We start from the raw sequence: 26,732 nt of genomic DNA, 5'->3' as shown, positions 1-26,732 counted from the left end.
TATCATGCGGTTTCAACGATAGCGCGGAGTAGCAGCATGAGCAGGTCGGTACAGGTAACGCTGGCGGGGCAGAACTGGGTATTCGAGGCACGGGCCGGCGAGACGATACTGGAGGCGGCGGAATGGTCAGGCGTGATACTGCCCAGTTCCTGCCGCACCGGCGCCTGCCGTACCTGCATGTGCAAGAGCACGCGCGGCAAGGTGCGTTATCACGTCGAGTGGCCGGGCCTGAGCAAGGAGGAAAAGCGCGACGGCTATATCCTGCCTTGCGTGGCCGAGGCGGAAACCGACCTCACGCTGGAGATTCCCGCCGCCAGGCTTCAGCCGTAAGGCGTGTAGCTGAAGCCATTACCTATGATGCTGGCCAGCGCCTGCTGGTTTTCTGCGCTTTCGCCGAAATAGGCCAGCGTCTTGGCCTGGGTGCCGCCCAGATTGTCCAGATAGTTATTCCAGAACTTGATGCCGCCGGCATCACCGGCGCGGTGCAGCACGTTCTGGTAGAGTTTGTCCACCAGCGCGGCATTGCTCAGATTGCTGCCATACATGGCCTGGAATTCCGCGCTGCTGGTGAAATAGCTGGCGATGGTATCGAGCGACATGCCTTCATCCATCTGGTGCATCCAGAAGCCCAGTCCGCCGCTGTCGGGGGTGCGGTTGAACGCGGCCTGATACAGGCGGTAGACCTGTCCGCCATTGCCGGCCACATCGAAGGCCAGCGCCCTATCATCGAACAGCAGCCGTTCCACGTTGAGCAGTGTGTCGCTGCCACCGGCGATGGCCTTCGATTGCACCGTCAGGGTGTTGCCGCTCTGGCTGATCTGCCAGCTGTCGCGCGGGCCGGCCAGCACCACCGTATCGCTGCCGCTGCCGCCATCGACGCGGTGATTGTCATCGAGCAGGGTAATCGTGTCGTTGCCGCTGCCTGCATCGACCAGCACGGAATCGGCGCCGCCTCTGAGCACGATGCGGTCCTTGCCGGCGCCCGTGGCCAGTTGCAGGGGCTGGCCCAGCCGGGTGGCCAGCGTGACATTGACCTGATCGTCGCCGCCGAAGTTGGCCGGATTGGCCAGCATGGATTCATCGATCAGGGTCTGTCCCGTGACCGTCATGCCCAGATTGCTGGCGCTGAAGGAACTGCCATCGCGATAGCTGATGTTGATGCTGTCGAGACGGCCATTGAGCTGGGTGGAGCTCAGTTCGTGTCCTATCATCATGGCATTGCCCTGCACGGCAAAGTCGCCGCTGATGGTGGCCAGTGTCAGGGTTTTTTCCGAGCTCAGGGTGATGCTGCTGAGCGTGCCGCTGAAATCATCGGACTGGGCGAAATTGACGCGGCCATGCATGCCCACCGTGGAGTTGCCGCTGCTGGGGTCATACAGCGGGCTGCTGGCCGGCAGCAGGGTGCGCAGAGAGGTGTCGGTGACGGTGCTGGTGGTGCTGTAGAACGAACCCTGGCTGGCGTCGTAGTGGTAGTTGAGGGTGCCCGCTACGGTCAGGCTGACGTAGCCGGGCATGACCCGTTCCAGCATGGTGGCGCTGGCATCGCCCACGCTGGCGTCCGGATGGGCCAGGGTGATGCCGCTGAACTGGCTATAGGCGCCGTCGGCATAGCCGAGGCGCATGGCGTTGCCGGTGGAGCTGCGGCTGGTGTAGTAGTAATGGCTGCTGTCAAAGCCATAGTTGGCCTGCAAGAACGTGTCGACCAGCGGGGCCAGACTGACTTCCTCGCTGCTGTTGGCGCTGCTGAAATTCGAGGCGATGATGCTGCTGCCTAGGCTGATATTGATATTGGCCATGCTACGGCGCTCCGCAAGATGTGTGGGAGCATATTATTGCAAATAATATATGCAATAAAGGTAATTTTTTGTTTCAGATGGTGTCGTCCGGATTTCTGCGCAGGCGGCTCAGCAGAGCCTCGGCCGATTCCGTCATCGGCAGGCCGTGACGGCGCAGCAGCTGGATGTTGAGCACCATATTCTCCAGCACCAGTTTGGCGGCCACGGCCAGCAGGGTGAGCTGCTTGTCCGCCTCGCTGAAATTTTCCATGGCATCGGCCATGTCGCATAGATGGCTGGAGATCAGCGCGCGCAGATCGTCTTCGGCGAAAGGCAGATCGGCGAAATCGATGGGGTCTTCGCGCTCCACCTCCGCCATCAGCTGTTGCAGTTCCTGCGGGGTAATCGACATGTCGTGCTCCCGTGCATAAGGCGTTTTCATTGTAATGGAATCGGCATAGAATCCCCTATCCGTGTTCGCAACAGGGAAACCCGTCTCATGGCGCAACTCATCTTTACCCAGCAGCTGGCGCGCTTTCTGCCGGTGCCGCAGCTCGCCACGCAAGCGGGCAATCTGCGCGCCGCGCTGGATCAGGCGTTTGCCGGCCAGCCGCGCCTGCGCAGCTATGTGCTCGACGAGCAGGGTCATCTGCGGGCGAATGTGGTGATTTTCATCGACGGCCGGCGTACGCGCGAGCGCGAGCAGCTCGACGATGCGCTGCAGCCCGATTCCCAGGTGTATATTCTGCAAGCCCTATCAGGAGGCTGATATGTCCGATCGCGCCTATCTGGCGACCCGCAAAGGTTTATTCGAGCTGTATCGCACGGACCAAGCATGGCATCTGGGTGCGCAGCATTTCCTTGGCGATCCCGTGTCCATGCTGCTGGCCGACCGGCGCGATGGCACATTGTATGCCGCCCTGCATCTGGGCCATTTCGGTCCCAAGCTGCACCGGCGCAAGGCTGGCAGCGATCAATGGAGCGAAGTCGCGGTACCGGCGTTTCCTGTCAAACCGGCCGACTCGGCCGATCCGGTGGAATGGAAGGTCTTGCAGATCTGGTCGCTGGCCGCCGGCGGGCCGGACCAGCCCGGCGTGCTGTGGGCCGGCACCTTGCCGGGCGGCCTGTTCCGCTCGGAGGATTATGGCGATAGCTGGCAACTGGTGGAAGCCCTGTGGCAGGTGCCGGAGCGGGCCCAGTGGATGGGCGGCGGCTATGATGTGCCGGGCATACACAGCATCTGCGTCGATCCGCGCGACAGCAATGCGGTACTGGTGGGTATATCCTGCGGCGGCGCCTGGCTGACCACCGATGGCGGCGCCAGCTGGCAGATGCGCGCCGAAGGCATGCGCGCCACCTATATGCCGCCGGAACTGGCTGGCGTGCAGGCGGTGCAGGACCCGCACCGCATCGTGCGCTGCGCTGCCGAGCCGGACAAGCTGTGGTGCCAGCACCATAACGGCATCTGGCGCTCGGTGGATAACGGTGCGCACTGGCAGGAAATCCAGCCGCAGCAGGTGTCGAATTTCGGTTTTGTGACGGCGGTGCACCCGCAGGATGGCGAAACGGCGTGGTTTGTGCCGGCCAGCGCCGATAGCCAGCGCATTCCGCCGCAGGCGGCGCTGGCCGTGACCCGCACCAGCGACGGCGGCCACAGCTTCACGGCGTGGCGCGGCGGCCTGCCGCAGCAGCATTGCTACGATCTGGTGTACCGCCACGGCCTCGATGTGAGCGCCGATGGCCGCGTGCTGCTGATGGGTTCGACGACGGGCGGGGTCTGGGTATCGGAAGACGGCGGCGGCCAGTGGCAGACCATAGCGGCCCATCTGCCGCCCGTGTACGCGGTCAGCTTCGGCTAGTGGTAAGGGCGCAGAAATTTTTTCTGCGCCATGCAATATCGCCCCGGCAGCCCCGTCTACACAGGGGTCGCCACACTGTTGTGGCCTAGCCCGGGGTTGCCGAACATGAATCATCCATCTGTTATTGCCGAAGATACTGCCCACAGTTTCGATAGCTGGGCCGCTGCCAGCCAGCCGCGCCGCCATCAGGGCCGCTTCCGCAATCCCGTGGCCATGCACAAAATGGGGCTGAAAAAGACGCTGGGCCTGATGCTGCGCTTTCTGTTCGATAAGCCGCGCAACACCGTGCCGCGCCAGCCCATACCCGTTCACGCGATCACGCAGCAGCAATTGCTGGCTGCTCCGGATCGCAGCCTGTTCCGCCTCGGCCACTCCACCATGCTGCTCAAGCTCGACGGCAGCTTCTGGCTGACCGACCCCGTGTTTTCCCAGCGCGCTTCGCCGTTTCAGTGGATGGGGCCGCAGCGCTTCCATGCGCCGCCCCTGAGCATAGACGAGCTGCCCCCCATCAAGGGGGTGATCCTGTCGCACGACCATTACGACCATCTGGACCATGCTGCCATATTGCAGCTGGCGCCCAAGGTCGAGCATTTCATTACCCCGCTAGGGGTAGGCGACCGCCTGATCGACTGGGGCATTGCGCCGGCCAAAATACGCCAGCTGGGCTGGTGGGAAGCCACGCACGTGGATGATGTAAAGCTGGTGGCTACACCGGCCCAGCATTTTTCCGGCCGCGGCCTGAATGACCGCAACCGCACGCTGTGGGCCTCGTTCGTGATCGAACAGCGCGAGCTGCGGATCTTCTTCAGCGGCGATAGCGGCTATTTTTCCGGCTTCAAGGAAATCGGCCAGAAATACGGTCCGTTCGACCTGACCATGGTGGAAACGGGCGCCTACGATCCGCAGTGGCCCGATGTGCACATGCAGCCGGCCGAATCGCTGCAGGCCCATCTCGATTTGCGCGGCAAGGTGATGCTGCCGATTCATAACGGCACGTTCGATCTGGCCCTGCATGCATGGCATGACCCGTTTGACCGCATCAGCGAGCTGGCCGCGCTGCACGGTGTGGCGCTGGCGACACCGGCCATAGGCGCACGGCTTGATATTGCACAGCCGGCGCGCGGCGAAGCATGGTGGGAGGCGGTCAAACAGCAGGAAGGGCAGGGCAGCAGCGTACCGGCCGCCACGCTGGCCAGCGAAACCCGCGCCAGTCCCGTCTAGGACAGGCGTAACGGCTGCTCAGGCGGTGACGTTGATCAGTTTGCCGATGGTCTGGCCCTGGGCATTGATCTGCGTTCTGGGCTGGGCACTGAGTTCGGCCGGCAGTACCTGTTCGGCCCGGCTGGGCTTTTCTATGGCCTGGGTCAGATTGGGCACGGCAGCGGCTTTGGGCGGCGCGGCGTTGCTGGCCTGAGTGCTCTGGCGCCGCGTATCATCGAGCGTCTGTTTGTCGTCCGACAGTTGCTGGCGGCTCTGTTCGAGCCGGCTGGCATCCTGATTCACCCGCACCTGATCCTGCTGCACCTGCCTTTCGGCTAGTGCAATCGAAGCTTGCAGCGCGTTGACGGATGAGACGGAAGGCACGATTAACCTCTAGGCAATATTTCTAGGCGCAAAGACGCAGAATCGCGTGCTATACGATCCATTCAAGAGTAGGACAGAATCCTGAAAAACGCAAGAAGCGGTGCTTGGCAGCGCTGGTGGCGGGGCTGGCCAGCCCCCGCACAGGGCACTGGCCAGTGAGACCGATTACATATTGCGGCGGTACTGGCCACCCACTTCGAACAGCGCCGTGGTGATCTGGCCCAGCGAGCAGACGCGCACGGCGTCCATCAGCTTGTCGAACACATTGGCGTTGTCGATGGCGGCCTGCTGCAGTGCTGCCAGTGCCTGCGGCGCGGCGCCAGCGTTACGGGCATGGAAGTCCTCCAGACGGGTGAGCTGCGATTGCTTCTCGTCGTCGGTGGAGCGGGCCAGCTCGATGGTCTGCGGCGCTTCGCTACCGGCTTTCGGATTGCGGAAGGTGTTGACGCCGATGATAGGCAGCGTGCCATCATGCTTCTGGTGCTCGTACAGCATGGACTCTTCCTGGATCTTGCCGCGCTGGTAGCCCGTCTCCATGGCACCGAGCACGCCGCCCCGTTCGGCGATGCGCTCGAATTCCTGCAGCACGGCTTCTTCCACCAGATCGGTCAGCTCTTCCAGTATGAAGGAACCCTGATTCGGGTTTTCGTTCTTGGCCAGACCCCATTCGCGGTTGATGATCAGCTGGATCGCCAGCGCGCGGCGTACCGATTCGTCGGTCGGCGTGGTGATGGCTTCATCGTAGGCGTTGGTGTGCAGCGAGTTGCAGTTGTCGTAGATGGCGATCAGCGCCTGCAAGGTGGTGCGGATATCGTTGAAGTCGATTTCCTGCGCGTGCAGCGAACGGCCCGAGGTCTGGATGTGGTACTTGAGCTTCTGCGAACGGTCGTTGGCGCCGTATTTGTCGCGCATGGCCACGGCCCACAGGCGGCGTGCTACCCGGCCTAGCACCGTGTACTCGGGGTCCATGCCGTTGGAGAAGAAGAACGACAGATTCGGCGCGAAATCGTCGATGTGCATGCCGCGCGCCAGATAGGCTTCGACAAAGGTGAAGCCGTTGGACAGCGTGAAAGCCAGCTGCGAGATCGGGTTCGCACCGGCTTCGGCGATGTGATAGCCCGAGATCGACACCGAGTAGAAATTGCGCACCTGATGGTGGACGAAGTATTCCTGGATGTCGCCCATGACCTTGAGCGAGAACTCGGTGGAGAAGATGCAGGTGTTCTGGCCCTGATCTTCCTTGAGGATGTCGGCCTGCACCGTGCCGCGCACGTTCTGCAGCACCCATGCCTTGATCTTGGCCGCTTCGTCGGCGCTAGGATCGCGCTGATTCTCGGCCTTGAACTTGTCCACCTGCTGGTCGATGGCGGTGTTCATGAACATCGCCAGTATGGTGGGCGCCGGGCCGTTGATGGTCATCGACACGGAGGTGCTGGGGCTGCACAGATTGAAGCCGTCGTACAGCACTTTCATGTCGTCCAGCGTGGCGATCGACACGCCCGAGTTGCCGACCTTGCCGTAGATGTCGGGACGCAGGGCCGGATCGGCGCCGTACAGGGTGACCGAGTCGAAAGCGGTGGACAGGCGCTTGGCATCCATGCCGGTGGAAACCAGCTTGAAGCGGCGGTTGGTACGGAAGGCATCGCCCTCGCCGGCGAACATGCGGGTCGGGTCTTCGCCTTCGCGCTTGAAGGCAAACACGCCGGCCGTGAAGGGGAAGGAGCCCGGCACGTTTTCCGCCATCAGGAAGCGCAGGATTTCACCGTGGTCTTCATAGCGCGGCAGCGCCACCTTGCGGATCTTGTTGCCGGACAGGGTGTGGTGGATCAAGCGGGTGCGGATTTCCTTGTCGCGGATTTTCACCACGTAGTCGTCGCCCGCGTAGGCGGCCTGCAGATCGGGCCACTGTGCCAGCAGCTTTTTGGCGCCGGCATCCATGTTGCTGTCGCGTTCCGCGATCAGCTCATCGAAGTCGGCGTGCTTGTGGGCGGCGGCCAGCATGCGCTTGGCTTCGCTCAGCTGCTGGCGCTCGCGTGCCAGCGTCACCTGTTTGCGGGTGTTGCGGTGGTAGCCGCGCACGGTGTCGGCGATTTCGGCCAGATAGCGCGCCCGCGCTGGCGGCACAATGACGTTTTTGCCGCTCGAGTAGCGCACAGCGACAGGCGCCAGCTTGCCCGCTTTGGCCTGCAGGCCGAATTCGGCCAGCTTGGGCAGCAGGCCCTGATACAGTGCCGTCACGCCATCGTCGTTGAAACGCGACGCCTGGGTGCCGAATACGGGCATTTCTTCCGGACGCTTGTTCCACAGTTCGCGGTTGCGCTGGTACTGTTTGGCCACGTCACGCAGCGCGTCCTGCGCGCCTTTGCGGTCGAACTTGTTGATGGCGATGAAGTCGGCGAAATCGAGCATGTCGATTTTTTCCAGCTGCGAGGCAGCGCCGAATTCCGGCGTCATCACATACATCGAGACATCCACGTGCTGCACGATGGCGGCGTCGCCCTGGCCGATGCCCGAAGTTTCGACGATGACCAGATCGAAGCCGGCTACCTTGCAGGCAGCGATCACGTCCGGCAGCGCCTGCGAGATTTCCGAACCCGCTTCACGGGTGGCCAGCGAGCGCATGAACACGCGCGCCTGACCGCCCCACGGATTGATGGCGTTCATGCGGATACGGTCGCCCAGCAGGGCGCCGCCCGATTTGCGGCGCGAGGGGTCGATCGAGATCACCGCGATATTCAGCGCATCGCCCTGATCGAGGCGGATGCGGCGTATCAGTTCATCCGTCAGCGAGGATTTACCGGCGCCGCCCGTGCCGGTGATACCCAGCGTGGGCACCGCCAGATTTTCCGCCGCGGCCAGCAGTTCGGCGCGCAGGGCCGGTGCGGCCTTGTCGTTTTCCAGCGCGGTAATCAGCTGCGCGAGCGGACGGTGGCGGCTTTCGATGCTGCCCGCGCGCAGCGCTTCCAGCGTGGTGGGCGAATAGTCGGACAGGTCGATGTCGCACTGCTGCACCATCCACTGGATCATGCCCACCAGGCCCATATGCTGGCCATCTTCTGGGCTGAAGATTTTGCTCACGCCATAGGCATGCAGGTCGGCGATTTCATCGGGCACGATCACGCCGCCGCCGCCGCCGAACACCTTGATGTGGGCGCCGCCGCGCTGGCGCAGCAGGTCGATCATGTATTTGAAGTATTCGACGTGGCCGCCCTGATAGCTGGAGATGGCGATGCCCTGCACGTCTTCGGCCAGCGCTGCGGTAACGACTTCGTCGACCGAACGGTTGTGACCGAGGTGGACCACTTCCACGCCATTCGATTGCAGGATGCGGCGCATGATGTTGATGGAAGCGTCGTGGCCATCGAACAGCGAGGCCGCCGTGACAAAGCGGATTTTGTTATGCAGGCGTGGCTGGTCTGGTACGGCAGCCATATTCGGTGTGGAGAGGTCAGTCATGATGTCCCTTGAATGCTGGTGGCGATCTGCGTCGTTCGGCCATTATATGCCGTTTACGTTTCCCTTTACGTAAACGTCAATCGCCGTGATCCTGACGCAGAAAGTGCGGGCCGGATGGTGCCATCCGGCCCGCCTAAGGTGTTATTCAGACACTAAGCTGCATTTTGCGTGCAGATTGCGTGCCGTTGTAGCCTGTTAGGCGGCGCGTTGCAGGCCGAGCTGGCCCAGCAGGCGGGCTTTTTCGCTACGGAAAGTGGCCACAGCCTGCTCTTTGACGTGGCCGAAACCGCGTACTTTTTCCGGCAGGCTGGCCAGTTCCACGGCTTGCGCGTGGTTTTCCGGCGACAGCGCGCCTAGCAGTTGCTGCACCAGCTCGCGGTATTCCACGATCAGCGCACGTTCCATCTTGCGCTCGGCGGTGTGGCCGAACAGGTCGAAGGCGCTGCCGCGCAAGCCTTTCAGCTTGGCCATCAGCTTCATGGCCTGCCACATCCACGAACCGAATTCCGCTTTGACCAGATGGCCCTTGGCGTCCTTTCTGGCGAACAGCGGCGGCGCCAGATTGAACTTGAGCGAGAAGCTGCCTTCGAACTGCTGCTGCAGCTGTTCGACAAAGCGGCCATCGGTGTACAGGCGCGCCACTTCGTATTCATCCTTGTAGGCCATCAGCTTGAAGGCGTACTTGGCGACGGCGGTGGACAGCTTGCTGCCCAGACCCAGAGCGCTTTCGCGTGCGCGCACCTGTTCCACCAGTTGCTGATAGGTGGCGGCGTAGGCAGCGTTCTGGTAGGCGGTGAGGAAGTCCACGCGCTTGCTGACGATGGTATCGAGATTCTGCGGCAGCTGCATCAGCACTGGCTGGGCCGGTGCCACGACGCGCTGTACCTTGGCCAGATCGACGGCGGCACGGCGGCCCCACAGGAAGCTCTTCTTGTTGGAAGCGATGCCCACGCCATTGAGTTCGATGGCGCGCAGCAGCGAGGCTTCATTGAGCGGGATGCGGCCTTTCTGCCAGGCGTAACCGAGCATGAACAGGTTGGCGGCGATGGAATCGCCCATCAGCGCGGTGGCCAGCCTGGTGGCGTCGATGAAGTCGGCAGCGCCGGCACCGACCGATTCTTCGATCAGGGCCCGCACCTCTTCCACCGGATACTGCCAGTCCGGCTTCTGGGCGAAGGTGCCCGGTGGCTGCTGGTGCAGATTGACCACGGCCAGCGTGCGGCCCGGACGCATTTTCGAGACGGCGTCTGCCGCACCGGCGGTCAGCATGTCGCAGCCGAGGATCACATCCGCTTCGCCCGTAGCGATGCGCTGGGCGCGCAGGTGGGCCGGGCTGCGGGCGATCTTCACGTGCGAAGTGACGGAGCCGTTTTTCTGCGACATACCCGTCATGTCGAGCACGGAAGCGCCTTTGCCTTCGAGGTGGGCGGCCATGCCCATCAGCGCGCCGACGGTGATCACGCCCGTGCCGCCGATACCGTTGATCAGAATGTTGTAGGGCTGGTCGCAGTTGGGCAGGGCCGGTTCCGGCAGGGCGCCGAAGCCGTCGTCGCTATTGTCCTTGCTGACGCCGGCCCTGGATTTTTTCAGGCTGCCCCCTTCCACCGTGACGAAGCTGGGGCAGAAGCCTTGCACGCACGAGTAGTCCTTGTTGCAGGACGACTGGTCGATGGTGCGCTTGCGGCCGAATTCCGTTTCTTTCGGCAGTATCGAGACGCAATTGGACTGGATGCCGCAATCGCCGCAGCCCTCGCACACGGCTTCGTTGATGACCATGCGTTTGGCCGGGTCGGGGAATTCGCCTTTCTTGCGGCGCCGGCGTTTTTCGGCCGCGCAGGTCTGGTCGTAGATCAGCACCGAGGTGCCGCCCACTTCGCGCAGCTCGCGCTGCACGGCATCCATATCCTTGCGGTCGTGCAGGCTGACGATGGTCGGCAGGGCGCTGCGGTCGGTGTAGCGGCTCAGGTCTTCCGTCACCAGTGCAATGCGCTTCACCCCTTCGGCGGCCATCTGCTGGGCGATCATCGGCACCGAGGTGGTGCCGTCGACCGGCTGGCCGCCCGTCATGGCGACGGCGTCGTTGTACAGTATCTTGTAGGTGATGTTGACCCTGGCCGCCACGGCTGCGCGGATGGCCAGATAGCCGGAGTGGAAGTAGGTGCCGTCACCGAGATTCTGGAACACGTGGGGAATCTTGGAGAACGCGGCCTGACCTATCCACGGTGCGCCTTCGCCGCCCATGTGGGTGGTGAGCTTGTTGAACTCGGGGTAGATCGAGGTAGCCATGACGTGGCAGCCGATACCGGCCAGCGCCAGACTGCCTTCCGGTACTTTGGTCGAAGTATTGTGCGGACAGCCGGAGCAGTAGAAGGCGGGACGGAATGGCGTGTTGATGGCCTTCTTCAGCACCGCATCCTTGGCATCGAGGAAGCTCAGACGGGCTTTGATGTGGTCGCAGGTGACGGGATCGCTGATCAGGCGCGAGACGCGGCTGGCGATCACGCGCGCTACTTGCGAGACGGAGAAATCGGCCTTGGAAGTGAGCAGCCATTCGCCGCGCGGGGCGACCCATTCGCCTTTTTCATCGAACTTGCCGATCACGCGCGGGCGCACGTCGTCGCGCCAGTTGTACAGCTGTTCCTTGAGCTGGTATTCGACGATCTGGCGTTTTTCTTCCACCACCAGTATCTCGTCCAGACCCTGGGCGAATTCGCGCACGCTGTCCGGTTCCAGCGGCCATGGCATGGCGACTTTAAACAGGCGCAGGCCCAGTTCGGCCGCCAGTTTTTCGTCGATGCCCAGTTCTTCCAGCGCTTCCAGCACGTCCAGATAGGATTTGCCGGAGGCGATGATGCCCAGCTTGGCATTGGGGCTGGTGATGGTGGTGTGATTGAGCTTGTTCTCGCGCGCATAGGCCAGCGCCGCGTAGATTTTATAGTCCTGCATCAGGGCTTCCTGATTGCGCGCCTGCTGACCGAGCGGAATGCTGGACAGGCGGGCGTTCAGGCCACCTTCGGGCATGACGAAGTCCTGCGGGATTTTCACGTCGACGCGGAACGGATTGGCATCCACCGAGGCCGACGATTCCACCGTATCGGCCAGCGCCTTGAAGGCCACGGTACAGCCGGAGAAGCGCGACATGGCCCAGCCGTGGATGCCCAGATCCAGATATTCCTGCACATTGCACGGGTACAGCACAGGAATCATGGACGCCGAGAACAGGTGGTCGGACTGATGCGGCAGGGTGGACGAATAGGCGCCGTGGTCGTCGCCGGCCACCAGCAGCACGCCGCCCTTGGCCGAGGTGCCGGCATGGTTCATGTGCTTGAAGACGTCGCCGCAGCGGTCCACGCCGGGGCCTTTGCCGTACCACATGGCGAACACGCCGTCGTATTTGGCTTCGCCGATCAGGTCGACCTGCTGCGAACCCCACACGGCCGTGGCGGCCAGATCCTCGTTCACGCCCGGCACGAACTGCACGTGGTGGGCTTCCAGATGGCCTTTAGCTTTCCACAGATTCTCGTCCAGACCACCGAGCGGCGAACCGCGGTAGCCGGAAATGAAGCCGGCCGTGTTCAGGCCGGCGGCCTGATCGCGCAGACGCTGCATCATCGGCAGGCGCACCAGCGCCTGTATGCCGGACAGGAAAATATCGCCGCTGGTGGCCGTGTATTTGTCGTCGAGGCTGACGGTGCTGAGGCGTGTAGGCGAGGAAGGGCTAGGGGTGCTGGCGGCGCCGTCGTGCGACGTTGCTGGGCCGTTTGCCGTGGTAGCGGGCATGGCGTGTCTCCGGTTTGGTATCAGAATCGCGCCTGTTCTGGGTGGTGCCGGGTAAGCACGCCGGGAACAGGCCATGAGCCGCATGGTTAGCGGCGCTGGGATCAGTGTAGGTCAAGACGGCAGAGATGCAGCATGCCCCACTTATCCACTGTGCGCGGAGTATGGGCGCTACTTGACGTATACGGAAATACCGTTCGACTATGGTGGTATAAGTAAAACTTATGGGGAGGGGTGGTCGTTGTTCTGGACAGGTTTATGCCAGCACGCGCGCGCCGGGCCAGCGCTGTTCGGCGCACAGTTGCTGGCTGACCTGCTGCACCAGCTTGCGTATGGCTTCCGCGGCATTGGTCAGGGGAATATTGCGCGAGGCGCATAGCACCACGGTGCGCGCAATGGTCGGCTGTTCGATCCGGCGCGAACGCATGCTGCCCCGTTTCAGTTCGTCCAGTACAGGCGCGGCAGGGAGGATGGTGGCACCCAGATGGGCCAGTATGGCGGACTTGAGGATGGCGATGGAATTGATCTCGATGACATGCGGCAGGCTGAGACCGGCCTGACGGGCCACGCTGTCGATACGGGGCCGTACGCCCTGCAAGGGGCTGGGCAGTATCAGGGTGTGCTGCACGGCTTCGGCGAGTGTTAGTGACTGCTCACTTTCGTCATGTTCGGCAGTTTCTGAGGGCGAGCTGGCCGAGATAAAGCGCAGTTCCTCCTCCACCAGCGCCGTGCTGGCAAAGCCGCCCAGCTGGCCGTCATCGAACAGCACGGCCAGATTGATGCGGCCGGACTTGAGCTGCTCGCTCAGATTGCCGGTAATTTCTTCCGTCAGTTGCAGAGTGATTTCGGGATACTGGGCCCGCGCTGCCGTCAGCAGGGGCAGGGCCAGGGCACCGGAAATACTGTGCGGCAGCCCCAGCGTGACTACGCCGCCCGGGCGTTCGCTGCACTGGGTGACGGCGGAGCGGGCATCGGCCACCTGCTTGAGGATGGCCTGTGCATGCTCGTAGAAAATCTTGCCCGCATCGGTACTCAGCACGCCTTGCGCGCTGCGGTGCAGCAGCTGTACGCCGAGCTCGTCTTCGAGTTGCCGCAGCTGCTGGGTCAGCGCCGGTTGCGCAATATGCAAAACCACGGCTGCCTTGGACAACGAGCCGTGGTCAACAATAGCAACAAAATAACGAAGCTGACGAAGTTCCATAATAATAGTGTCTCCCAGGGTACAAACAGATGATAGCATCCGGAAATTTAGTCCCGACAGGCAACTATTTGATATACTCAAATCGTCCCTTCCGGCAGTCCAAGCCCCACTCTCAGTAGGTTCCGCATGTTAAAGAAAGTCGACTCCTCTCAGCTTAAAGTGGGCATGTACATCCATGACCTGAGTTGCGACTGGATGACCCATCCTTTTGTGCGCAACCGCTTTTTGCTCACCAGCGAAGACGAAATTCGCAAGATTATCAGCGCCGGTATCCACGACGTTGTCATTGACAACGACAAGGGACTGGATGTGCAGGATGCGCCCACGCTGGCCGAAGCCCAGGCCGCCACGGAGCGGGAAATTGTCGAAATTGCCGCCAAATCGCCCATCGTCACCCGCGTTTCGCTGGGTGAAGAAATGAAGCGTGCCGTGCAGATCCGTCATCAGGCCTCCACGCTGGTGCGCACGGTGATGCAGGATGCACGGCTGGGCAAGGCCGTGGAACTCGATCAGGTGTCGCCGGTGGTGGAGAATATCACCGAATCCATCCTGCGCAATCCCGGTGCGCTGGTGGGTTTGCTGCGGATTAAGAATAAAGACGATTACACCTTCCTGCATTCGGTCAGTGTGTGTACCTTGCTGGTGGCGTTCTGCCGCTCGCGCAATTTCGAAGCGGAGCGCACCCATCAGGCCGGTCTGGGCGGCCTGCTGCACGATACCGGCAAGGCGCTGGTGCCGGACAAGATTCTCAACAAGCCGGGCCCGCTGACGGACGAAGAATTTGCCATCATCAAGCGCCACCCGAAAGACGGCTACGACATCCTGCTGAAGTCGCCCGAAGTGGGGCCGATACCGCTCGATATCACGCTGCACCACCATGAGCGGCGCGACGGCAGCGGCTATCCGGACAAACTGGGCGGTGACGGCATCAGCGAACTGGCCCAGATGGCCGCCATTGTCGATGTGTACGATGCCATTACGGCCGACCGCTGCTATCACAAGGGCATGTCGGCAGCAGCGGCGCTGCGCAAGATTTACGAGTGGAGCAAGTTCCACTTCAATCCCCAGTATGCGCAGGAATTCATGCGCTGCGTGGGCATCTACCCCGTCGGTACCATGGTCATGCTGGAATCGGGCCGTCTGGGCGTGGTGGTCGAGCCGCATGAAACCAATCTGCTGGCGCCCAAGGTCAATGTATTCTTCAATACCAAGCAGAACCTGTACATCAAACCGGAAATGGTGGATCTGTCGCGCGGACTGGGTTTTGGCGGCGGCGACAAGATCGTCGGCCATGAATCACCAAGCAAGTGGAATGTCGATCCTATGCGTTTCCTCAGCCTGAGCTAGCGCGCCACGCTGCCGGCCCATGACAAAACAGCCTCGTCCGAGGCTGTTTTTTTAGAAGAATTCCGCCGTATCGTTGGAAGCCACGGTCTGCAGCAGGCCTTCCTGCACCAGCTCGTCGTAGTGGCAGGCCATGTTGCGGCCATGGCTCTTGGCGTAATACAGCGCCTGATCGGCATGGCCGAGGATCATCACCGGCGCGTCCAGCGCGCTGATGCTGACGAAACCGACGCTGACGGTAACCTTGCCCACTTGCGGGAAATCATGCGCGGCCACGCTCATGCGGAAGCGTTCGATGATTTTCTTGGCGTTTTCCAGCGTGGTGGAACGCAGCAGCACGACGAATTCTTCGCCGCCGAAGCGGAACACGCGGTCCTGGCTGCGGAACGAAGAGGTCAGCAGGTTGGCGATCAGAATCAGCACTTCGTCGCCGTACAGGTGGCCGAAGCGGTCGTTGACCAGTTTGAAATGGTCGACATCGACCACGGCCAGCCACTGTTTTTCCTGATCGCGCGGGCTGCGCCGTTCCGGCTCGCCGAGCAGGGAGACGGAATGGCTGTCCGTGCTGGCGGCCAGCATCTTGGCTAGCTGATCGTCAAAAGTCTTGCGGTTGAGCAGGCCGGTGAGCGAATCGCGCTCGCTGTAATCGAGCAGATTCTGGAAATTGCGGTAGACGCTGACGATGCCGCCGATAACGTGGATGGTATCGGGGGTGTAGGGCGTCGGGTTGATGATTTCCAGACAGGTATCGCATTTGTCGCCCATCCAGATCGGCAGCCACAGCGTGTGCCCGCCCACCTCGTTGACGATGTCGGCGCTCGATTCGTGTTTGCTGATGCAGTTGGCCAGCGGCTCGATGTTCAGCAGCGGCTCGCCCGGATGGTGCGGATCGTTGTTCTCGACCATGTGCGCCACTTCGCCGGCGCGGATGCGGGCGCGGGGACGCACAAAAGTTTTGCCACGGATGGTGACCAGCGATAGCACGCGGGTCTGGCTGGCGTTCGCCAGTTCCTGAACCGCCGAGATCACCGAGATGTCCAGCATCGTGTGATCGCGGTGGCCAGTCATGTCCACCATGTGTTTCAGTAGGGAATCCATCTTCTTCTTTGGAGAGTAATCACACAACCTTGTGTTGAGCCAGGCTAGCTTCGCGCCTATCAAGTCCATATCTTTGATAGTCAGGCGCACAGTGAAGCAGCAACGGGGAGCCTTTCCAAAGAACAGCTAGGCAGGATAATAGCTTTTTGTAATCAAAGCAATTCATGTGTGTGAAAAAAAACTTCTCTTACAGACGAGTGCAACTTTTTTCCGACAACTCTACTGCTCAGCAGCATAACCATGCAGGCTAGGGTGCAGTTTGACATAAGCCAGCACTGTTCGGGGGCATAGCTGAATATATTTCATCAGTCCTGACAAATGATTCCATGTGGAAAACTTGCGTCACGTCAACTTGCCGTGCGGCAGCTTTTGTATAGTGACTCCAATGCTGCAGCAAACGGGAAACACCGCACCGCGGGCCTGCTGCAACAGGGTATTTCGTTGACACTACACGGGAGCACATCATGCACGCACTGATCCAAGCAGCACATAAGGCAGTAACAGCTTTTGCCCACGATGATGACGGCATTACCGCCATCGAATACGGTCTGATCGCCGCCGTCATGGTAGGCGCGGTGGTGGCCGCGTTCGGGGTGCTGACGCCGGCCCTGAACGCCGCCTTCACCGATATGGCCAGCCGCATCCATACCTGAAGCGGACCACACCGTCATCGTGCAGGGCACTCTCCGGCGGCAGCCGCGCCGGAGAGTCAGCGAAGGAGAATTGATCATGCTCACTGCCATAGAAATGATACTGGTCTGTCTGGTGGCGCAAGCGGCGCTGACGGATTTGACGCTGCGCAAAATTCCCAATGTACTGATACTGAGTGGCCTGCTGCTGGCGCTGATCCTGCACAGTCTGGCCGGACCGCAGGGCGCGCTCACGCATCAGTGGCTGGCCGGTGCTGTCACCGGCCTTTTTCTTTTTCTTCCTCTGTATCTGCTGCGCGGCATGGCCGCCGGCGATGTAAAGCTGCTGGCCATGGTGGGGGCGTTTCTGGGACCGCTGGCTGCCGTGCAGGTGGCGGCGCTGGCCACCCTGTTTGGCGGCTTGCTGGCGCTGGTGATGCTGCTGTGTTCGGGCCGGTGGCGTCAGGCCTGGCGCAATCTGCGCACGCTGTGTGCACCGCTGTGGTGGCGCTGTCTGGGGCTGCCCATGCAGGCCGTGCCGCTGCCGGCTAGCGCCAGCGCGGGCGGCATACCGTATGGCCTGGCCATTGCGCTGGCCACCGTCACCACGGTGCTGCTGGCATCGCGCTAGGCGTTCGGGCTTGTTCCGCGTCAATGTCTGCGGAGCAGGGCTCGCTAGACTAAGTTTCCTGATCACAAGGGGAGTGCACCATGACTGCGCTGGCGACGTCTGCTGCGACTGAAACCGGGCCCGCTGCTGCGCAGGCCGAGCTATGGCCGCCAGTGCCCCGTTCCGTGCGCGAAACGGGCCTGCCGGTACCGCTGATTGCCGAGCTGATCGCCAAGGCAATACTGCTGTCCGGTAAGACTCCGCTGTCAGCGCTGACCTCCCGGCTGCATCTGTCGCTCAACGTATTGCGCGAAGTGCTGGAGCTGCTGGTCGCCGAACACGTGCTGGAAGTAGCCTGGCGCGGCGATTCCGATCTCGATGTGCAGTACCAGCTGACGGCGACAGGACGCCAGCGCGCCACCTCGTGGCTGGAGCGCTGCGCCTACACGGGGCCGGCGCCCGTAACGCTGGCCGCCTACGCTGCACTGGTGGAGCGTCAGGCCGGACAGATGCTGGCGCTGACTGCCGAGGATCTGGCCGGTGAACTCGGTGATGTGTTTCTTGCTGCCGCCCAGCAGCGCATGCTGGGAGCTGCCCTGTATGCGGGGCGTACGCTACTGCTGCACGGGCCTTCCGGCAGCGGCAAATCGACACTGGCACGCCGCCTCGGCAGCCTGTTGCAGGGCATCGTGGCCGTGCCCCACGCGCTGCTGATCGGCAGCGATATCGTGCAGGTATATGACGCCATGCTGCACCGGGCGCCCCAGCCGTATCAGCTACGCCAGCTTGGCGAGCGGCGCAGCTGTGACCCGCGCTGGATATTGTGCCAGCGTCCGGTGGTGGCGCTCGATGCAGAGCTGAGCAGCGCGCAGCTGGAGCTGCAATCCGATGTGCAGGCCGGCTGCTACCGCGCACCGCCACAGCTGCAGGCCAACAATGGTTTGCTGATCGTCGATGATCTGGGCCGCCAGCGCATGCCGGCCGCCGATCTGCTGAACCGTCTGACGCTGGCGCAGGAGCTGGGGCGCAGCAGCGTCACGGTGGGCGTGGCCAGTGCCGTCAGTGTGGTTTGCCGCCTGCAGCTGGTGTTTGTCACCAGCATGCAGCCGGATAGCCTGTTCGATGCTGCGGCACTGCGCCGCATCAGCTACAAGATCGGCATCGACGCACTCGATGCAGCCAGCTACCGCACGCTGTTCCGCCACCGCTGCGTAAGTAGCGGCGTGGTGTTCGACGATGCAGCCATGCGCTACCTGATCGAGCAGCTGCATGGCGGCAGCGGCCTGCCCTTGCTGGCCTGCTATCCCGCAGAAATTGTCGGCCGTATCCGCGACTTTGCCGGATTCATGGGCGAGCCGGCGCGGGCAACAGTGGCCACGCTCGATCAGGCCTGGACCAGCATGTTCGCGGCGGGAACCGATGGTGCTACAGCCATGCAGCCGCAGCACGATGGACAGCGCCGCATATGAACCAGCGCCGCGCATTGATCATGCTGGCGCTGGCCCTGCTGTTAGGGCTGGCCGCAGTGGCGCTGGCGGCGCGCTGGCTGCTGCGGCCCGCGCCGGCGGCGGCGAAGCGCATCATCGTGGCGGCCAGCGATATCAGTCTGGGCCAGCGCCTGACGCCGGAAATGCTGAAGGCGCTGGACTGGCCGGCGGAGAGCATGCCGCGCGGTGCCGTACATGACAGCGCGCGGCTGGTGGGACGGGTTTTGCGCAGCAGTGTGCTGCGCGACGAACCGCTGAGCGAAGCCAAGCTGGCGCCAGCCGGCACGCTAGGTGGCCTGTCGGCGCTGATCGCCGAAGGCAAGCGGGCCATCACGGTGCGCGTCAATGATGTGGTGGGGGTGGCCGGCTTTGCCTTGCCGGGCAATTTCGTCGACATACTGGTCAACGTGCAGGCTTCGCCCGGCGGTGGCGAGCATGCCATCTCGCGCATCGTGCTGGAACGCATACTGGTGCTGGCGGTGGCGCAGGAAGTGGGGCGCGATGAAACCCGGCCCAAAGTAGTCAATGCAGTGACGCTGGAAGTGACGCCGGCGCAGGCCGAGAGCATCGATCTGGCGCGCAGCGTGGGGACGCTGTCGCTGGTGCTGCGTAACCAGATCGATCCATTGCCGGGCGTGACCACGGGAGCGACCCGCAATACTCTGCTGCACATCGAAGCGCCGCCTGTGCCGGTCGAAGCGCCCAGACCTGCCCGTGCGCCGGTACAGGCTGGCGCGCGCGCGCGCCATTGCATAGGCGTGATCGAGGGGACCGAGCGGGTGGAGGAATGTCTGTGAGGACGTCATGAAAATGCTCGCTTGTATTGCCTTGCTGGTGATGGCTACCAGCGCAGGGCGGGCCTGTGCGGCGGCCAAGGCCAGTCCGCGCTTGCGCTGCAATGGCCAGACGGCCGCACCGGTCAGCCTGAATCTGGCGCTAGGCAAGGCCAAGCTGATGCAGATGCCGGAAGCGGTGGAAGCGCGCAGCGTCGGTAATCCGTCCGTGCTGCGGGCAATGCTGGTGGCGCCCGATGCGCTGTACCTGCTGGGCATGGAGATAGGCAGCAGCAATATGATAGTGCAGGGCCCCAGCGGCATGTGCGCGCTGATCGAGGTGGTGGTGGGGCGCGATGCCGGAGCCGTGCAGAATGCGCTGGCCACGCTGCTGCCGGAGCAGAAGGATGTGCGGGTCAGTGCGGCAGGCGATACGCTGGTGCTGAGCGGTACGGTGGACGATGCGCCCAGCGTGGAGCGCGTGCTGGAAGTGGCGACTGCTTTCGTGCGGCGTCAGCCGCCCGCAGCGGATGGCAGCAGGGCGGCTGCATCGGCGTCACCGTCAGCCGCAGGCCAGGCAGCGTCAGGCGCAGCCATCATCAATCTGCTGGCGGTGCGCGCACCGCAGCAGGTCATGCTGGAAGTGAAAATCGCCGAGGTTTCCAAGTCGCTGCTGGACAAGCTGGAGGCAGGCAGCACGCTATCGTTTGGTGGCGGCAGCTGGAGCTCGGCCCTGAGCTCCAGTTTTGTGAGCGGGACATTGCGCAGTTTGCTGCGTATCGGCAGTGCGGCGGGTGACCATGTGACGCTGGCAGCGGAAAAGCAGGATGGTCTGGTGCGCATACTGGCCGAGCCGACAGTGATGGCGCTGAGCGGGCAGGAAGGCAGCTTTCTCGCAGGCGGAAAAATCTACATCCCCGTGGGGCAGGACAATAACAAGGTGACGCTGGAAGAGAAGGAATTCGGTGTGGGCCTGCGCTTTACTCCCACTGTGCTGTCCGGCGGGCGCATCAATCTGCGCGTGGCACCGGAAGTGTCGGAGCTTTCGCGTGATGGCATAGGCATATCGGCCAATGGCATCAGCGGCAATGCGCTGCTGCCGCTGATTACCACGCGCCGCGCTGCTACTACGGTAGAACTCTATGATGGCCAGAGCTTTGCCATAGGTGGCCTGATACGCGATAGCCAGAGCAGCGGCGTGCGCGGCTTGCCGCTACTGGGCGAACTGCCGGTACTGGGGGCGCTGTTCCGCAGTACCGACTTTCAGCAGGACCGCACCGAACTGCTATTTGTAGTGACGCCGCATCTGGTAAAACCGCTGCCGGCCAGCTATGCCCTGCCTACGGACGGCCTGCAAGCTGCGGACCGTGCACGCCGCTACCTGCAGGGCAAGCTGGAAGTGGGGCAAGAGCCGGCGCAAGAGGCGGCGCAAGAACCAGCACCTGTAACGGCGCCCGCCGGACCAACCCGCTGAATGGATCCCTGTCATGTACACACGTACTCTGTCTTTCGCTGTGCCTTTACTGGCGGTCCTGACTTGTGGCTGTAGCGTGCTGCCGGCGTCCAGCACACCGGAATGGGATCGGCACTTCGGCATGCGTGCGCGCGCAACGCTGGCATCGCAGGTGCTGCAGACGGGGCCTGTGAATAATGCTGACGTAGCGGGCATGGATGGGCACAAGGCCAGGGCAGCCTATCAGCACTATCAGCAGGCAGCGGGCGACACGGCCCGATCCGACGCAGGACAGAGCGCAAGCACTAAGTGAGGAATGGCGATGAAAGCACTGATGGTCAGCGCAGATAGTCTGCTGCATGCAGAAATTGCCGCGCAAGGAGCGGCGCGCATGCCGGGCCTGCAACTGGTGGCAACCCGGACCGGCCTGCGTGAAGCGGTGGAGCGGCCGCTGGACGAGCTGCCGGAGCTGGCCATCGTCGATGCCAGCGAGGTGACAGCGGGCGAAGCAGAGCTGATCGAGCGTCTGTGCAAGCTGTATCCGGCGACCAGTTTTCTGCTGCTCACGCGCGAGCCGCCGCAGGAACTGCTGATCCGTGCCATGCGCGCCGGTATCCGCGAAGTGCTGCAGCTGCCGCTGGTGCATAGCGCGTTTCACGAAGCGCTAGGACGCATCGAGCTGGCAGCGGGGCGCGGCCAGCTGCGCAACGGCAAAGTACTGGCCTTCATTTCCTGCAAGGGCGGTAGCGGGGCGACTTTTTTATCGACCAATTTTGCCTACGCGCTGGCTGCTCTGGCGGACAAGAAGGTCCTGCTGATCGACCTGCACGGCCAGTTCGGCGATGCCACACTGTATGTCTCGGACCAGAAGCCGGCCATGACGCTGTCCGATATCTGCGCCCAGATCAGCCGCATGGACGGTGCGTTTCTGGAATCCTGTCTGGTGCATGTGGCCTCCAACTTCGGCGTGCTGGCCGCCGCCGACGATCCCCAGCACGCGGTGGATATGAAGCCCGAACATATGGATACCATCCTGCGCGTGGCACGCCAGCATTACGACTACATCGTGCTTGACGTGGGACGCCAGATCGATGCGATATCGCTGCGCGCGCTGGATCAGGCTGACGCCATCCATCCGGTGCTGCAGCTGGCGCTGCCCGATATCCGCGATGGCCGCCGTCTGCTCGATATTTTCCGTTCGCTGGGCTATGCCGCCGACCGCATACGGCTGATCGTCAACCGTTACGAGAAGGGCGGCAAGCTGCGTCTGGCCGATCTGGAGCAGGCGCTGGGCGCCGACGTCATGCACACGGTGCCCAATGACTATCTGTCCGCGACCGATTCGGTCAATCAGGGCATACCGGTACTGCAGCTTTCGCGCAGCAGCACCGTGGCGCGCAGTCTGGGCGAACTGGTCGAGCTGGTGACCGCCCGCCGCGCGCCGGAAAGCAAAGGCCTGTTTGACCGTCTGTTTGGCCGCCACGAAGCGGAATAAACATCCACCAGCCATTGATTTGTCACCATCACGGAGGAAGCATGAGCTTGCGCGAACGCCTGAGCCTGACCGACGACGCACGCTTGCCGGCAGCGGATGCGCCGGCACTGGCCGCGGCAGCGTATCAGGAACTGAAGAAGAGTATGCACCAGACCATACTGGACCGCATCGATCTGGAGCGGCTCAAGCGGCTGACGCCCGAGCAGTTCAAGCACGAGCTGGCGCTGCTGGTCCAGCGCATCATCGAGGACGAACGCATCGTGTTGAACCAGCATGAGCGCCATAGTCTGGTGCTCGACATCCAGCACGAGATGCTGGGCTTTGGGCCGCTGGAACCCTTGCTGGCCGATCCCGGCGTGTCGGACATACTGGTCAACACCTGTAGCAAGGTGTATGTGGAGCGCGCCGGCCGGCTGGAGCTGACCGAGGTGAGCTTCAACGATAACGCCCACCTGATGAAGATCATCGAAAAAATCGTTTCGCGGGTAGGGCGGCGGGTGGACGAATCGAGCCCCATGGTGGATGCGCGGCTGCCCGATGGTTCGCGCGTGAACGCCATCATTCCGCCGCTGGCGATCGACGGGCCGATACTGTCGATCCGGCGCTTTGCCGTCCAGCCGCTGACGGTGCAGAACATGCTCGATTACCGCAGCCTCACGCCACCGATGATGGAAGTGCTGCAGGCGCTGGGGCAGGCCAAAGTGAACATCCTGATTTCCGGCGGCACGGGTAGCGGCAAGACCACCATGCTCAACGTGCTGTCCGGCTTTATTCCGGCAGCAGAGCGCATCGTGACGATAGAAGATGCAGCGGAACTGCAGATGCGCCAGCCTCACGTGGTGAGGCTGGAGACGCGTCCGCCGAATATCGAAGGCAAGGGCGAAGTCAATCAGCGCTCGCTGGTGCGCAATGCCCTGCGGATGCGGCCGGACCGCATCATCCTGGGCGAAGTGCGCGGGCCGGAAGCGCTCGATATGCTGCAGGCCATGAATACGGGGCACGAAGGATCGCTCGCCACCATCCACTCCAACACCCCGCGCGACGCGCTGGCGCGGCTGGAGAATATGGTGGGCATGACGGGGCTGAACCTGACGCCGCGCGCGATCCGCCAGCAGATCTGCTCCGCGATCACGGTGGTGATGCAGGTATCGCGCCTGACGGATGGCACGCGCAAGCTGGTCAGCCTGCAGGAGATCACCGGCATGGAGGGCGATGTGATCGCCATGCACGAGATCTTCCGCTACGAGCAGCGCGGGGTAACGGCGGAAGGCAAAGTGCAGGGACGTTTCTCCGCCACTGGCGTGCGGCCCCGCTTTACGGAGCGGCTGCGCATGTTCGGCGCGGCGGTGGCCGATAGCGTATTCGATCCCGACCGCATTTTCGAGTAGCGCCATGAACCCCTGGCTGGCCGGTTTTTTTGTCCTGTTGTTCGCCGCCCTGATCCTGCTGCTGGAAGCGCTGTGGATCTGGTGGTCGGCCGCTCACGGCAGTGCAGCGCGCCGCATCGCCAAGCGCTTGCGCCTGATGGCGGCGCAGAGCGAGCGTCAGGGCGAGCGGATCGACATACTCAAGCAGCGCAGCTACAGCCGTCATGCACGGCTGGAGCATCAGCTGCGCCGCTACAGCAGCCTGGCCCTGCTTGACCGTCTGCTGCAGCAGGCTGGCGCGACATGGTCGGTAGCGCAGGTGCTGGGCAGTATGCTGGCTCTGCTGCTTGCTGCGCTTGGCCTGCTCCCGCTGCTGCACTTGCCATGGCTGCTGCAGGTTGTCGCCTTGCTGGTGTTGCCCTGCTTGCCGCTGCTGCTGATCTGGCGCCGGCGTCAGGCCCGTCTGATCAGACTGGAACAGCAGCTGCCGGAAGCCGCGGATTTTTTCGCCCGCGCCCTGTGCGCCGGCCATTCGTTTGCCAATGTGATGCAGATGGTGGGGGAGGAAATGCCGGAACCTATCGCTGGCGAGTTCAAATTCACCTACGAGGAAATCAACTACGGCGTGCCGATGAACGAGGCCTTGCACAATATGGCGGTACGTGTGCCGCTGACGGATTTGCGCTATCTGGTCATCGCCGTGCTGATACAGCGCGAATCGGGCGGCAATCTGGCGGAGGTGCTGGGCAATATCAGCCGCCTGATCCGCGCCCGCCTGCGCCTGCTGGCACAGGTGCGGGTGATGTCGGCCGAGGGGCGCATGTCGGCATGGATACTGGGTCTGCTGCCGCTGGGCGTGCTGATGCTGATGGTGCTCACCAATCCCGCCTACATCCGCGTGCTGTGGACCGACCCTGTCGGCATACGCCTGATGTGGTATGCGCTGGGCATGGCCGCAGTTGGCGTGGTGTGGATGCGCAAGCTGATCCGCATACACGTGTAGGAGGCTGCATGGAACCGGGCCAGATAGCGTTTCTGCTGATTGTGTTCGTGGTGGTGGTGGGCGTGGCCCTGCTGGCATTGCTGCTGCTTTCTTCGGCCTCGCTGCGCGAGCGGCTAGGCATGCTGGCGTCGCAGGCGCCGCTGCAGCCGAGCGAAACGGCGTGGGTGGAGCGAGTGGCGCAGGTGGCGCAGCCGCTCTCGCGCCTGTCGCTGCCCGATGAAGGCTGGGAGCGTTCGCCGCTGCGCACCCGTTTCATGAACGCCGGCTGGCGCGGCGCCTCGGCACCTACGCTGTACTTTGCTACCAAAACGGCGCTGGCCTTGCTGTTGCCCGCCCTGTTTGCGCTGCTGGCTGGCACGCTATGGCAACTGAACCTGACGCGTGGCCTGTTCCCGCTGCTGCTGGCGGGCGCCGCACTCGGCTACTACCTGCCGAATCTGCTGCTGGCGCGGCGTGTGGCCTACCGCTGCCGCGACATCTTCGAGAATTTTCCCGATGCGCTGGATCTGCTGACAGTCTGCGTCGAAGCGGGTCTGAGTCTGGAACGCGCGCTGGCCAAGGTGGCAGGCGAAATCCACATCAAGAGTGCCGCGCTGGCGCAGGAACTCCAGCTGGTGCTGATGGAACTGCGTGCCGGTTTCAGCAAGGAGAAAGCCTTGCGCAATCTGGCTTTGCGCAGCGGGGTGGAAGATGTGGATACGCTGGTGGCGATGCTGATCCAGTCGGAACGTTTCGGCACTAGCATGGGCGAATCCTTGCGCGTGCATGCGGAGAATCTGCGTGCCAAGCGCAGTGTGGTGGCGGAGGAAGCGGCCGCGAAGATCGCCCTCAAGCTGCTGTTCCCGCTGATCTTCTGCATTTTTCCTACGCTGATGCTGGTCCTGATAGGGCCTGCCGTCATACAGGTATATCACATGCTGCCCGCCATGCTGGGCAAATAAAAAAACCGTCCGCTAGGGGGAAACCAGGCGGACGGTGAAAAACACACCCATGTGTTTACTGCTGCGGACTACCGCATTCCTTGCTGCCAGCTGTCTATGCTAGTTGGTCATTGCCAGCTGATGCTGCCCATTCCTTTGGTGCTGGCGCTACGCGTGGCGGGATTGCCGTACACGGTGGCCGAACCCAGACCCGTCAGCTTCATCGCCGCGCTATTCTTGGCGTAGACCGATGCGCTGCCCAGTCCTGTCAGATTCACGTCGACCGCGTCGGCGCGCAGCTTCTGCGCATCGAGCCCGCCTACGCCGCCCAGATTGACGTGTAGCTGTCTGGTCTGGCCGCTCATTTCGATATGCCCTGCACCATGCAGATCCAGATCGACGTTGTCGCTGGTGCCTGCATTGACCGTCATGCTGCCGACGCCGCCGAGCCGCACGTTGACGTTGCGGTACTGCGAGCTGACGTTGACAGCGCCTGCGCCTTCCAGTGCCAGCCGCAGGTTATCGCCGCTAAAGCCTTTGACTTCGGCGGCACCCACGCCGCCGGAAGTGAGCTGACGCAGATTCGGCAGGGTCAGCTCGGCGCGCAGTTCCTGGCGATTGCCAAAGTTAATCGTGCGCTGTTTTACTGTGCCGATGCGCAGCGTGTCACCGCTTTGCTCCACCGTCACTTTTTTCAGCGCGTCAGCCTCTCCGTACAGAGTCAGCGACGCGACTGGTCCTTGTTTGAGTTTCAGGTTGATCACCCCATCGAGATCAACGTTGACGGTACGCGCATCGACGCTGCGGCTCTCGCTGCTGACATCAGCCGCTTGCGCCAGTTGTGCGCCGCCGGTCATCAGAGTGGCCAGCATGGCGGCCTGCAGAATTTTTTTCATCGTAT

At 62.6% G+C, this 26,732-nt stretch carries 23 protein-coding genes; 15 read left to right on the top strand and 8 right to left on the bottom strand.

Annotated elements, in window-relative coordinates:
* Positions 1–36: 36 nt before the first annotated feature.
* Positions 37–330: a 2Fe-2S iron-sulfur cluster-binding protein gene (locus GTP27_RS15275; RefSeq protein ID WP_161040038.1), complete on the top strand. Its 294-nt coding sequence runs from the start codon at positions 37–39 to the stop codon at positions 328–330.
* Here GTP27_RS15275 and GTP27_RS15270 read toward each other — a convergent pair.
* Positions 321–1,796, bottom strand: coding sequence for a DUF4214 domain-containing protein (locus GTP27_RS15270; protein WP_161040037.1), 1,476 nt, complete (start codon positions 1,794–1,796; stop codon positions 321–323). The two genes, GTP27_RS15275 and GTP27_RS15270, sit on opposite strands and share 10 nt — an antisense overlap.
* 73 nt (positions 1,797–1,869) lie before the next feature.
* Entirely contained in the window at positions 1,870–2,187 is a 318-nt protein-coding gene (locus GTP27_RS15265) for a hypothetical protein (RefSeq protein WP_161040036.1), read from the bottom strand.
* Positions 2,188–2,274: 87 nt separating this feature from the next.
* Here GTP27_RS15265 and GTP27_RS15260 point away from each other — a divergent pair, with 87 nt between their 5' ends.
* The 3 genes from GTP27_RS15260 to GTP27_RS15250 all read left to right on the top strand — a co-directional run bounded on the left by GTP27_RS15260 (position 2,275) and on the right by GTP27_RS15250 (position 4,855).
* Entirely contained in the window at positions 2,275–2,544 is a 270-nt protein-coding gene (locus GTP27_RS15260; RefSeq protein WP_161040035.1) for a MoaD/ThiS family protein, read from the top strand.
* 1 nt (position 2,545) lies between these two features.
* Positions 2,546–3,634 carry a WD40/YVTN/BNR-like repeat-containing protein gene (locus GTP27_RS15255; protein ID WP_161040034.1) on the top strand — a complete coding sequence of 363 codons (1,089 nt, stop codon included), beginning with the start codon at positions 2,546–2,548 and terminating at the stop codon, positions 3,632–3,634.
* A 105-nt stretch (positions 3,635–3,739) separates the two neighbouring features.
* Positions 3,740–4,855 carry an MBL fold metallo-hydrolase gene (locus GTP27_RS15250; RefSeq protein WP_161040033.1) on the top strand — a complete coding sequence of 372 codons (1,116 nt, stop codon included), beginning with the start codon at positions 3,740–3,742 and terminating at the stop codon, positions 4,853–4,855.
* Between the two features lie 18 nt (positions 4,856–4,873).
* On the opposite strand, the gene GTP27_RS15245 is transcribed toward GTP27_RS15250, so the two are convergent.
* From GTP27_RS15245 to GTP27_RS15230, 4 genes are all read right to left on the bottom strand, one after another.
* Positions 4,874–5,218: a hypothetical protein gene (locus tag GTP27_RS15245; RefSeq protein ID WP_161040032.1), complete on the bottom strand. Its 345-nt coding sequence runs from the start codon at positions 5,216–5,218 to the stop codon at positions 4,874–4,876.
* A 165-nt stretch (positions 5,219–5,383) separates the two neighbouring features.
* Entirely contained in the window at positions 5,384–8,674 is a 3,291-nt protein-coding gene (gene icmF, locus GTP27_RS15240) for a fused isobutyryl-CoA mutase/GTPase IcmF (RefSeq protein WP_161040031.1), read from the bottom strand.
* A 195-nt stretch (positions 8,675–8,869) separates the two neighbouring features.
* The gene (locus tag GTP27_RS15235) at positions 8,870–12,454 is read right to left on the bottom strand and encodes an indolepyruvate ferredoxin oxidoreductase family protein (RefSeq protein ID WP_161040030.1); all 3,585 of its coding nucleotides are present in this window, start codon (positions 12,452–12,454) and stop codon (positions 8,870–8,872) included.
* A 253-nt stretch (positions 12,455–12,707) separates the two neighbouring features.
* The gene (locus GTP27_RS15230) at positions 12,708–13,652 is read right to left on the bottom strand and encodes a LysR substrate-binding domain-containing protein (RefSeq protein WP_161040029.1); all 945 of its coding nucleotides are present in this window, start codon (positions 13,650–13,652) and stop codon (positions 12,708–12,710) included.
* Between the two features lie 126 nt (positions 13,653–13,778).
* Here GTP27_RS15230 and GTP27_RS15225 point away from each other — a divergent pair, with 126 nt between their 5' ends.
* Positions 13,779–14,999 (top strand): HD-GYP domain-containing protein, encoded by a 1,221-nt coding sequence (locus GTP27_RS15225; RefSeq protein WP_161040028.1) that lies wholly within the window; start codon positions 13,779–13,781, stop codon positions 14,997–14,999.
* Between the two features lie 51 nt (positions 15,000–15,050).
* On the opposite strand, the gene GTP27_RS15220 is transcribed toward GTP27_RS15225, so the two are convergent.
* Positions 15,051–16,094, bottom strand: coding sequence for a GGDEF domain-containing protein (locus GTP27_RS15220; protein ID WP_161040027.1), 1,044 nt, complete (start codon positions 16,092–16,094; stop codon positions 15,051–15,053).
* 464 nt (positions 16,095–16,558) lie between these two features.
* On the opposite strand from GTP27_RS15220, the gene GTP27_RS15215 reads away from it, so the two are divergent.
* The 10 genes from GTP27_RS15215 to GTP27_RS15170 all read left to right on the top strand — a co-directional run bounded on the left by GTP27_RS15215 (position 16,559) and on the right by GTP27_RS15170 (position 25,852).
* Positions 16,559–16,747 carry a Flp family type IVb pilin gene (locus tag GTP27_RS15215; RefSeq protein WP_161040026.1) on the top strand — a complete coding sequence of 63 codons (189 nt, stop codon included), beginning with the start codon at positions 16,559–16,561 and terminating at the stop codon, positions 16,745–16,747.
* A gap of 76 nt (positions 16,748–16,823) precedes the next feature.
* Positions 16,824–17,354, top strand: a complete 531-nt coding sequence (locus GTP27_RS15210) for a prepilin peptidase (protein WP_161040025.1) — start codon at positions 16,824–16,826, stop codon at positions 17,352–17,354.
* Between the two features lie 80 nt (positions 17,355–17,434).
* Positions 17,435–18,802, top strand: a complete 1,368-nt coding sequence (locus tag GTP27_RS15205; protein ID WP_161040024.1) for a DUF8689 domain-containing protein — start codon at positions 17,435–17,437, stop codon at positions 18,800–18,802.
* Positions 18,799–19,617, top strand: coding sequence for a Flp pilus assembly protein CpaB (cpaB, locus tag GTP27_RS15200; RefSeq protein ID WP_161040023.1), 819 nt, complete (start codon positions 18,799–18,801; stop codon positions 19,615–19,617). Before GTP27_RS15205 ends, cpaB begins: the two co-directional genes overlap by 4 nt.
* A gap of 7 nt (positions 19,618–19,624) precedes the next feature.
* Positions 19,625–21,067: a type II and III secretion system protein family protein gene (locus GTP27_RS15195; protein WP_161040022.1), complete on the top strand. Its 1,443-nt coding sequence runs from the start codon at positions 19,625–19,627 to the stop codon at positions 21,065–21,067.
* Between the two features lie 13 nt (positions 21,068–21,080).
* Positions 21,081–21,359 (top strand): hypothetical protein, encoded by a 279-nt coding sequence (locus GTP27_RS15190; protein ID WP_161040021.1) that lies wholly within the window; start codon positions 21,081–21,083, stop codon positions 21,357–21,359.
* Positions 21,360–21,368: 9 nt separating this feature from the next.
* Complete coding sequence (locus tag GTP27_RS15185; protein ID WP_161040020.1) at positions 21,369–22,541, top strand: CpaE/TadZ family protein; 1,173 nt, start codon at positions 21,369–21,371, stop codon at positions 22,539–22,541.
* Between the two features lie 41 nt (positions 22,542–22,582).
* A complete protein-coding gene (locus GTP27_RS15180) occupies positions 22,583–23,929 on the top strand; it encodes a TadA family conjugal transfer-associated ATPase (protein ID WP_161040019.1) in 1,347 nt (448 codons plus the stop codon).
* Between the two features lie 4 nt (positions 23,930–23,933).
* A complete protein-coding gene (locus GTP27_RS15175; RefSeq protein WP_161040018.1) occupies positions 23,934–24,911 on the top strand; it encodes a type II secretion system F family protein in 978 nt (325 codons plus the stop codon).
* Positions 24,912–24,919: 8 nt separating this feature from the next.
* Positions 24,920–25,852: a type II secretion system F family protein gene (locus tag GTP27_RS15170; RefSeq protein WP_161040017.1), complete on the top strand. Its 933-nt coding sequence runs from the start codon at positions 24,920–24,922 to the stop codon at positions 25,850–25,852.
* A gap of 107 nt (positions 25,853–25,959) precedes the next feature.
* Here the strand turns inward: GTP27_RS15170 and GTP27_RS15165 are convergent, their stop codons facing one another.
* Positions 25,960–26,727 (bottom strand): GIN domain-containing protein, encoded by a 768-nt coding sequence (locus GTP27_RS15165; RefSeq protein WP_161040016.1) that lies wholly within the window; start codon positions 26,725–26,727, stop codon positions 25,960–25,962.
* Between the last annotated feature and the right edge of the window lie 5 nt (positions 26,728–26,732).

Source organism: Duganella qianjiadongensis (assembly GCF_009857915.1).
Lineage (GTDB): Bacteria > Pseudomonadota > Gammaproteobacteria > Burkholderiales > Burkholderiaceae_D > Rugamonas > Rugamonas qianjiadongensis.
This window is presented reverse-complemented; position numbering and strand designations above follow the sequence as displayed.

What these genes read in the sequence shown, in the direction of transcription:
- GTP27_RS15170 (WP_161040017.1), top strand. Translation starts at nt 24,920, where the DNA reads ATGGAACCGGGCCAGATAGCGTTTCTGCTGATTGTGTTCGTGGTGGTG.
- GTP27_RS15225 (WP_161040028.1), top strand. Translation starts at nt 13,779, where the DNA reads ATGTTAAAGAAAGTCGACTCCTCTCAGCTTAAAGTGGGCATGTACATC.
- GTP27_RS15165 (WP_161040016.1), bottom strand. Translation starts at nt 26,727, where the DNA reads ATGAAAAAAATTCTGCAGGCCGCCATGCTGGCCACTCTGATGACCGGC.
- GTP27_RS15275 (WP_161040038.1), top strand. Translation starts at nt 37, where the DNA reads ATGAGCAGGTCGGTACAGGTAACGCTGGCGGGGCAGAACTGGGTATTC.
- GTP27_RS15265 (WP_161040036.1), bottom strand. Translation starts at nt 2,187, where the DNA reads ATGTCGATTACCCCGCAGGAACTGCAACAGCTGATGGCGGAGGTGGAG.
- GTP27_RS15220 (WP_161040027.1), bottom strand. Translation starts at nt 16,094, where the DNA reads ATGGATTCCCTACTGAAACACATGGTGGACATGACTGGCCACCGCGAT.
- GTP27_RS15185 (WP_161040020.1), top strand. Translation starts at nt 21,369, where the DNA reads ATGAAAGCACTGATGGTCAGCGCAGATAGTCTGCTGCATGCAGAAATT.
- GTP27_RS15175 (WP_161040018.1), top strand. Translation starts at nt 23,934, where the DNA reads ATGAACCCCTGGCTGGCCGGTTTTTTTGTCCTGTTGTTCGCCGCCCTG.
- GTP27_RS15270 (WP_161040037.1), bottom strand. Translation starts at nt 1,796, where the DNA reads ATGGCCAATATCAATATCAGCCTAGGCAGCAGCATCATCGCCTCGAAT.
- GTP27_RS15235 (WP_161040030.1), bottom strand. Translation starts at nt 12,454, where the DNA reads ATGCCCGCTACCACGGCAAACGGCCCAGCAACGTCGCACGACGGCGCC.
- GTP27_RS15180 (WP_161040019.1), top strand. Translation starts at nt 22,583, where the DNA reads ATGAGCTTGCGCGAACGCCTGAGCCTGACCGACGACGCACGCTTGCCG.
- GTP27_RS15260 (WP_161040035.1), top strand. Translation starts at nt 2,275, where the DNA reads ATGGCGCAACTCATCTTTACCCAGCAGCTGGCGCGCTTTCTGCCGGTG.
- GTP27_RS15230 (WP_161040029.1), bottom strand. Translation starts at nt 13,652, where the DNA reads ATGGAACTTCGTCAGCTTCGTTATTTTGTTGCTATTGTTGACCACGGC.
- GTP27_RS15255 (WP_161040034.1), top strand. Translation starts at nt 2,546, where the DNA reads ATGTCCGATCGCGCCTATCTGGCGACCCGCAAAGGTTTATTCGAGCTG.
- GTP27_RS15210 (WP_161040025.1), top strand. Translation starts at nt 16,824, where the DNA reads ATGCTCACTGCCATAGAAATGATACTGGTCTGTCTGGTGGCGCAAGCG.
- icmF (WP_161040031.1), bottom strand. Translation starts at nt 8,674, where the DNA reads ATGACTGACCTCTCCACACCGAATATGGCTGCCGTACCAGACCAGCCA.
- GTP27_RS15195 (WP_161040022.1), top strand. Translation starts at nt 19,625, where the DNA reads ATGAAAATGCTCGCTTGTATTGCCTTGCTGGTGATGGCTACCAGCGCA.
- cpaB (WP_161040023.1), top strand. Translation starts at nt 18,799, where the DNA reads ATGAACCAGCGCCGCGCATTGATCATGCTGGCGCTGGCCCTGCTGTTA.
- GTP27_RS15205 (WP_161040024.1), top strand. Translation starts at nt 17,435, where the DNA reads ATGACTGCGCTGGCGACGTCTGCTGCGACTGAAACCGGGCCCGCTGCT.
- GTP27_RS15215 (WP_161040026.1), top strand. Translation starts at nt 16,559, where the DNA reads ATGCACGCACTGATCCAAGCAGCACATAAGGCAGTAACAGCTTTTGCC.
- GTP27_RS15190 (WP_161040021.1), top strand. Translation starts at nt 21,081, where the DNA reads ATGTACACACGTACTCTGTCTTTCGCTGTGCCTTTACTGGCGGTCCTG.
- GTP27_RS15250 (WP_161040033.1), top strand. Translation starts at nt 3,740, where the DNA reads ATGAATCATCCATCTGTTATTGCCGAAGATACTGCCCACAGTTTCGAT.